The following is a 6,933-nucleotide window of genomic DNA, read 5'->3' as shown; positions in this document are numbered from 1 at the left end:
GATAAAAGTTAGTATATTCCAAATGGTATCTTTTATGCTAGACTAGTAGAAAGAAAGGGTGAGCATAATGGAACTAAGAATACGTTTTTGTAAAATAACACGACGAAATAGCTTTGTACAAATCGGATCGATGAAACATTGTGCAAAGCTCAACTAGATATTCATCGAGTAATAATTGATTTACGTATATATTACGTGTTTTAATTATTGCTTGAGGACTTCATTTTAGATAGAGACGGTGGACAATGTGTTCATCGTTTTATTATAGAAATGGAGATTATTATGGAAAATAATTGGAAGAAAAATATCGTGCGCTTTCTTAGTGCACAAACAATATCTTTATTTGGTTCATCGCTTGTACAATACGCAATTGTCTGGTATGTAACCTTAAGTACATCATCGGGATTAATGTTGACGATATCAACGGTATGTGGATTCCTACCACAAATATGTATATCGTTATTTGCAGGATCATGGATTGATAAATATGATCGGAAGAAATTGATTATGGCTTCTGATAGTTTAATTGCGCTTGCGACTTTGTGTTTAGCGTTGTTGTTTATATCGGGACATAAAAATATATGGGTTTTATTTTTGGTGCTTATGATTCGTTCTGCGGGTGCAGGATTACAAACACCGGCAGTGAATGCGGTGTTACCTCAAATTGTACCTCAAGAAAACTTAATGAAAGTAAATGGCATCATGAGTACATGCAATTCAATTATGATGTTTCTTTCACCAGCGGTAAGTGGTGCAATCTTATCGATATTTTCACTGGAAGTAACCTTGTTTATAGATGTTATTACAGCCGTTATAGGAGTAAGTCTTACCTATGGAGTAAGGATTCAAAAACTTACGGAGAAGGTGAATAAAGATCAAACTATGATTCAAACAATGAAAGAAGGATTTCAATTTATTAAAACCAATAAGTTTGTATTGAATCTTTTAATCTTTCAAATGGTATCTATGTTTATGATTAGTCCATCTGCATTCCTTACACCGCTTATGATTGCGCGTAGATTTGGTGATGAAGTTTGGCGTTTAACAGCCAGTGAGATGACCTACAGTTTAGGTATGGTCATGGGTGGTATCTTAATAAGTACATGGGGTGGTTTTAAAAATCGTTTAAATACAGCTTTAGTTGCAGGGACAATTTATGGAGTTCTTATGATCACTCTTGGTTTATCACCTTGGTTTGTATTGTATTTGGTTTGTAATGTGTTGATTGGTGTTGTATCACCTTGTTATAACACGCCGATTACAGTGTCAATTCAAGAAAGAGTTGAACCAAGTATGCAAGGAAGAGTATTTAGTTTTATGCAAATCACAACTTCTTGCATGTTACCTATTGGAATGATGGTATATGGTCCTTTATCTGATTATATTCCAGTTGAATTTATACTCATTTTTGCAGGTATTCTAGTAATTGTTTCAGCGAGTGTATTTCATTTTAGCAAAGCATTAAGAAATTAGTTTTCTTATGTTATACTTATCTCATTAAACTCGGGAGGATGCTTATGAAAGCTGTATTATTTGACATGGATGGAGTCTTAATTGACTCTGAAATCTTCTATATGGAAGGTACATTAAAGTGGATGCGTGAATTGGGGTACACAGGTACATTTGAAGAAGTGTGTGAAATCATTGGAACAACAATGAATGTGACTTATGAAATGATCGTAGAACTACTTGAACATCGATATACAATGGAAGAAGTTAGAAAAATAAATGTGACTTATTTTACTGAACATCCATTAGAGTTTCCAGCTGTTGCAAAACCGGGTTCACTAGAATTATTAAAACGTTGTAAAGAACTAGGCCTTCAAACTGCTTTGTGTTCTTCATCAAGTAGAAAAGCAATTGATGCAGCTGTTCAAGGTTGTGGATTTGGACCTTATCTTGATTTCATTGTGAGTGGCGAACAATTTAAGGAAAGTAAACCACATCCTGAAATATATCTTCATGCAGCAGGTGAATTAAACTTAAAGCCAGAAGACTGTGTTGTTGTGGAAGATTCTCAATATGGTATTGAAGCAGGCAAGGCGGCAGGAATGAAAGTGGTTGCATTGTGTGACCATCGATTACCTAATAAACAAGATGAAGCGGATATCATTGTAGACCACTTAAACGAAGTCAAGGAACTCGTTGAGAAGTGGGCTTAGAAATGATACAATAACTGCGGGAAACGAGGAATACTATGGAACAAGTTATAAAAATTGAAGGTGGACATTTACTAAATGGCGAAGTAAGAATAAGTGGTTCTAAGAATGCGACTGTGGCACTGATACCAGCTGCAATTCTTGCGAATGGACCAGTTACGATTGTAGGTGTTCCTGAAATATCGGATGTTGAGTCCTTATCGACATTATTAAAAGAGTTAAATGTTACGGTAATACATAAATCAAAAGATCATATTATAATTGATCCTACAAAAATGGAAAATAAACCACTAGATCATCGTGCTGTGACTAAATTAAGAGCTTCTTACTATTTTATGGGTGCATTGCTCGGGAAATATGGTGAAGTCAAAATGAAAATGCCAGGTGGTTGTTACTTAGGACCTCGACCAATTGATTTACATCTAAAAGGATTTGAAGCTTTAGGTGCAAAAATTGACTACGTGGAAGGTAGCTACCATATTAAAGCTGAGAAATTAGTTGGAGCTAAAATCTTCCTTGATGTTTCATCTGTTGGTGCGACGATTAACATTATGATGGCTGCAGTTTATGCAGAAGGAAGAACAATCATTGAAAATGCTGCGAAAGAACCAGAAATCATAGATGTTGCAACTTTATTAAACAAAATGGGTGCTCAAGTTCGTGGAGCAGGTACAAATGTCATTACAATTGATGGTGTACAAGAATTGGGTGGATGTTTCCATGAGATTATTCCTGATCGTATTGAAGCAGGTACATTTATTATCATGGCTGCAGCTGCGGCAGAAAAAATGAAAATATCAAATATTATCCCACAACACTTGGAGAGTTTATTATCAAAACTTCAAGAAATGGGAGTTAAATTAGAAGTTGATGTTGATGCGGTAACGGTTGAAAAAACGGATAATATGAAAGCTGTAGATATCAAGACACTTCCTTATCCAGGATTTGCAACAGATCTTCAACAACCATTGACAGCATTATTAACACAAACTACGGGTGATTCAACTGTGAAAGAAACGATTTATCCAGAACGTTTTAAACACTGTACAGAATTACAACGTATGGGTGCAAATATTGAAGTAGGACAAGGATTAAGTGTTACACATGGTCCAACAAAATTATATGGTGATAATGTTACTGCAACAGATTTAAGATGTGGAGCAAGCTTAGTTATCGCAGGATTAATCGCAGAAGGTGTCACAGAAATACATGAAGTTACGCATATTGACCGTGGTTATGATGATTTGGATGGTAAATTAAAACAACTCGGCGCAGTTATTTGGCGTGAAGACATTGAATAGGATGTAGTGCAAACTACATCTTTTTTGTTTTTTTATGTGGTAATGATATAATTTAAAAGCGGAGGAAACAAGATGAAAAAAATAGGTGTATTATTCTTGATTCTCATATTTATCACAGGTTGTTCAAATCCAAGAGTAGATCATACAGAACTTGTATTCGAGCGTATTCCAATCCAATACGTAAATAACAAAGATTCACTTAAATTCCAAGTGGAAAATGATGTGCTTTTCGCAAAAGTTACGATTTCTGGACCTGGAATGATAAAAATAGATGAACAAGATGTAGAAGTATCCATGGATATGAGTAATTGCAAGGCTAGTGATACCGTATGCGAAGGAGTACTAAACTACAAATTATTGAATGATATGACTTGTGAGGATTGCAAGGTAGAAGTTAGCCCTACGAGTGTTAAATTACTCGTTGAATAAAGGTTTAAAAGGTGAATGCTTTGGTCTTGATTTCTTTGAAATGTCATGATATTATGTACTAGTACTTACTTTAGACTGATAAGAAGTTTAAGGCGGAAGGAGATAAAACTATGAAACAAGGAATTCATCCAGAATACAACAAATGTAAAGTTATTTGTACTAGTTGTGGAAACGAATTTGAAAGTGGTTCAACTAAAAAAGAAATTAAAGTTGATACTTGTTCAAATTGCCATCCTTTCTATACAGGAAGACAACGTTTCGCTGCAGCTCAAGGACGTATTGAAAAGTTTAACAAGAAGTTTGGTATGAAAACAGAAGGGTAAAACCTTCTTTTTTTCTTAATAAAATCAATGAAAATTTATTCAAACAATAAGAAAATGTTACAAAGGACTGTGGAGTACAGTCCTTTTATCATGAAAAATCCGACTGCTAACCATTCTCATCTAGGTCTACCTGTGGTAGAATAGTAAGGGAATTTTATAATAAAAAGGGGATCACGTATGAGTATGATGTATAATCAATATCGCCCAGGTTGGGTAGAAGTTATTGCGGGCTGTATGTTTGCCGGAAAAACAGAGGAATTAATTCGTAGAATTAAAGTATTGGAGTTTGCGAAAAAGAATATATTAGTTATTAAGCCAGCAATCGACAATCGTTATAGCAATACGAAAGTTGTTTCACATGCAGGAAGTTCTGTAGATAGTATTGTAGTACAAACATCAGATGAAATCTTAGAGTATGTAACAGATGAAACTGACGTTATCGCAATTGATGAAGTACAATTCTTTGATGAAGGTATTGCAGAGGTTTGTGACTACTTAGCTAAAAAAGGAAAACGTGTTATGTGTGCGGGATTAGACACAGACTTTAAAGGTGAACCTTTTGGAATGATGTCAATTCTAATCACAGAAGCAGAATTTGTAACAAAGCTGACTGCAGTATGTAATAAATGCGGATCACCAGCAACAAGAACTCAACGTTTAGTTGATGGTAATCCAGCAAGTTGGAATGATCCTCTTATTTTAGTAGGAGCTTCAGAGAGCTATGAGGCACGTTGCCGTCATTGCCATGAGGTAAAAGACAAACCTTCAAAATTAGGATTATAAGAAGGAGGAGAGCGCATGAGTGCAATCGTAGAGCGTCTTCAAAGAATTGAAGATAGATACAATGAAATAAATGATTTACTAATTTCGGATGAGATTATTTCTCAACCTAAATTAATGGGTAAACTAGCAAAAGAACAATCAGGTTTAAAACAAGCAGTAGATGCTTACAAGGAACTAAAATCATTGAATTCTAGAATTGATGAAGCAAATCAATTACTAAAAGAAGATGATCATGAAATTAGAGAAATGGCGCACATGGAAATATCTGAATGTGAACCACAACGTGATGAATTACTTGAGAAGATTGAAGTTTTATTAATACCAAAGGATCCAGTTGATGACAACAATGCCATCGTGGAAATTCGTGGGGCAGCAGGTGGAGATGAAGGAAATATCTTCGCTGGAGATTTATATCGCATGTATGCACGTTATGCAGAAACACGTGGATGGAAAACAGATATCATTGAAATGATGGATGCAGAAGCTGGTGGATTCTCACTTGTATCATTCATGGTTAAAGGTGATGGTGCGTATGGACAACTTAAATTTGAAAGTGGATCACACCGTGTACAACGTGTTCCAAAGACAGAAACACAAGGACGTATTCATACATCAACAGCAACTGTACTTGTTGAACCAGAAATCGCTGAGGATGAGTTTGAAATCAATATGAATGATTTAGAAATTGAAACAATGAGAGCAAGTGGAGCGGGTGGACAACATGTTAACAAGACTGACTCAGCTGTTCGTATTACACATATTCCAACAGGAATCTTTGTTAAGTGTCAAGATGGACGAAGTCAAATTGAAAATAAAGCAACTGCATTAAATACAATTCGTGCTAAGGTATATGCCGAAATGAAACGTCGTGAAGATGAAGCAAAAGATAAAGAACGTAAGAGCAAACTGGGATCTGGTGATCGATCTGAAAAGATTCGTACATATAACTATCCACAAAACCGTGTTACAGATCATCGTATTGGGTTAACCATTACACAACTTGATCGTATCATGGAAGGTAAATTGGATGATGTCATTGCGGGATTATTACAAGAAGAACAAAAACAAAAGTTGGCAGGAGAAAATTAATGCCAACTTTTAAACAACTTATTCATGATGCATCCTTGCAATGTGTTGAAAGAGAACTACCAGAACAAACAGCTCTTACCTATTTGGTAGAACTTGCACAATTACAACGGGTCGATTTATATATGAATTATGATCAAGAGGTACCAACAGATATATTAGAAAGTTTTAATATCGGATTAAAACGAATTTTGAATCATGAACCAATGCAACATGTATTGGGTTATTCATGGTTTTATGGGTATAAATTCAAAGTGAATTCAAATGTATTAATTCCACGTCCTGAAACAGAAGAGCTTGTATCCTATATTCTTTCACGTGTGGATGAAATGTTTCCTAATCAGGACATCACAGCAGTGGATATTGGTACAGGAAGTGGAGCAATTGCGATAAGCGTTTCTAATGAAGAAAAACATATTAAAATGTATGCCACAGATATTAGTGCTGAAGCAATAGAAGTTTCGAAAGAAAACGCAAAAGAAAATAATGCGGATGTTCAATTCTTAGTAGGTGATATGTTACAACCTATCGTTGATGCGAAGCTCAAAGTTGATGTATTGATTAGTAATCCACCTTATATTCCATCTCAAGAAGTACTTGAATCATCAGTCGTTGACTATGAACCTCATGTTGCTTTATTTGGAGGAAAAGATGGGTTGAAATTCTATCGTACTATTTTTGAGAATTGTAAGAAGATTATTAATGAGAAATCGTTTATGGCATTTGAAATGGGATGGGATCAAGGAGAAGCGATGATGAAGCTTGTCCATGAATACTTACCAGAAGCAACTGCAGAAGTCTTGCAGGATATCAATGGTAAAGATAGAATGTTGTTCGTTTATTTTAAATAAA

Annotated in this window: 8 protein-coding genes; all 8 read left to right on the top strand. The window is 35.1% G+C overall.

All coding sequences use genetic code 11. The features are described from left to right. Window positions 1-282: 282 nt before the first annotated feature. The 8 genes from RR643_RS10745 to prmC all read left to right on the top strand — a co-directional run bounded on the left by RR643_RS10745 (window position 283) and on the right by prmC (window position 6,932). A complete protein-coding gene (locus RR643_RS10745; protein ID WP_332483203.1) occupies window positions 283-1,473 on the top strand; it encodes an MFS transporter in 1,191 nt (396 codons plus the stop codon). Between the two features lie 44 nt (window positions 1,474-1,517). Beyond that, window positions 1,518-2,162, top strand: coding sequence for an HAD family hydrolase (locus tag RR643_RS10740; RefSeq protein WP_332483202.1), 645 nt, complete (start codon window positions 1,518-1,520; stop codon window positions 2,160-2,162). A gap of 35 nt (window positions 2,163-2,197) precedes the next feature. After that, on the top strand, window positions 2,198-3,460 hold the full coding sequence (locus RR643_RS10735) for a UDP-N-acetylglucosamine 1-carboxyvinyltransferase (RefSeq protein WP_332469451.1): 1,263 nt from the start codon (window positions 2,198-2,200) through the stop codon (window positions 3,458-3,460). 72 nt (window positions 3,461-3,532) lie between these two features. Continuing rightward, a complete protein-coding gene (locus RR643_RS10730) occupies window positions 3,533-3,889 on the top strand; it encodes a hypothetical protein (protein WP_332469450.1) in 357 nt (118 codons plus the stop codon). Window positions 3,890-3,999: 110 nt separating this feature from the next. After that, window positions 4,000-4,212 carry a 50S ribosomal protein L31 gene (gene rpmE, locus RR643_RS10725; RefSeq protein WP_332469449.1) on the top strand — a complete coding sequence of 71 codons (213 nt, stop codon included), beginning with the start codon at window positions 4,000-4,002 and terminating at the stop codon, window positions 4,210-4,212. A 186-nt stretch (window positions 4,213-4,398) separates the two neighbouring features. Further along, entirely contained in the window at window positions 4,399-4,995 is a 597-nt protein-coding gene (locus RR643_RS10720; RefSeq protein WP_332469464.1) for a thymidine kinase, read from the top strand. A gap of 15 nt (window positions 4,996-5,010) precedes the next feature. Next, on the top strand, window positions 5,011-6,084 hold the full coding sequence (prfA, locus tag RR643_RS10715; RefSeq protein WP_332469448.1) for a peptide chain release factor 1: 1,074 nt from the start codon (window positions 5,011-5,013) through the stop codon (window positions 6,082-6,084). Beyond that, on the top strand, window positions 6,084-6,932 hold the full coding sequence (gene prmC, locus RR643_RS10710; protein ID WP_332483201.1) for a peptide chain release factor N(5)-glutamine methyltransferase: 849 nt from the start codon (window positions 6,084-6,086) through the stop codon (window positions 6,930-6,932). Before prfA ends, prmC begins: the two co-directional genes overlap by 1 nt. Window position 6,933 lies beyond the last annotated feature (1 nt).

This window comes from Anaerorhabdus sp. (assembly GCF_036637135.1).
In the GTDB taxonomy this organism is placed as follows: Bacteria; Bacillota_I; Bacilli_A; order Erysipelotrichales; family Erysipelotrichaceae; genus Anaerorhabdus.
This window is presented reverse-complemented; position numbering and strand designations above follow the sequence as displayed.

Bases quoted from the DNA above. Each gene is read 5' to 3' on its own strand.
- RR643_RS10740 (WP_332483202.1), top strand. From the start codon at position 1,518: ATGAAAGCTGTATTATTTGACATGGATGGAGTCTTAATTGACTCTGAA.
- prfA (WP_332469448.1), top strand. From the start codon at position 5,011: ATGAGTGCAATCGTAGAGCGTCTTCAAAGAATTGAAGATAGATACAAT.
- RR643_RS10720 (WP_332469464.1), top strand. From the start codon at position 4,399: ATGTATAATCAATATCGCCCAGGTTGGGTAGAAGTTATTGCGGGCTGT.
- RR643_RS10745 (WP_332483203.1), top strand. From the start codon at position 283: ATGGAAAATAATTGGAAGAAAAATATCGTGCGCTTTCTTAGTGCACAA.
- rpmE (WP_332469449.1), top strand. From the start codon at position 4,000: ATGAAACAAGGAATTCATCCAGAATACAACAAATGTAAAGTTATTTGT.
- RR643_RS10730 (WP_332469450.1), top strand. From the start codon at position 3,533: ATGAAAAAAATAGGTGTATTATTCTTGATTCTCATATTTATCACAGGT.
- RR643_RS10735 (WP_332469451.1), top strand. From the start codon at position 2,198: ATGGAACAAGTTATAAAAATTGAAGGTGGACATTTACTAAATGGCGAA.
- prmC (WP_332483201.1), top strand. From the start codon at position 6,084: ATGCCAACTTTTAAACAACTTATTCATGATGCATCCTTGCAATGTGTT.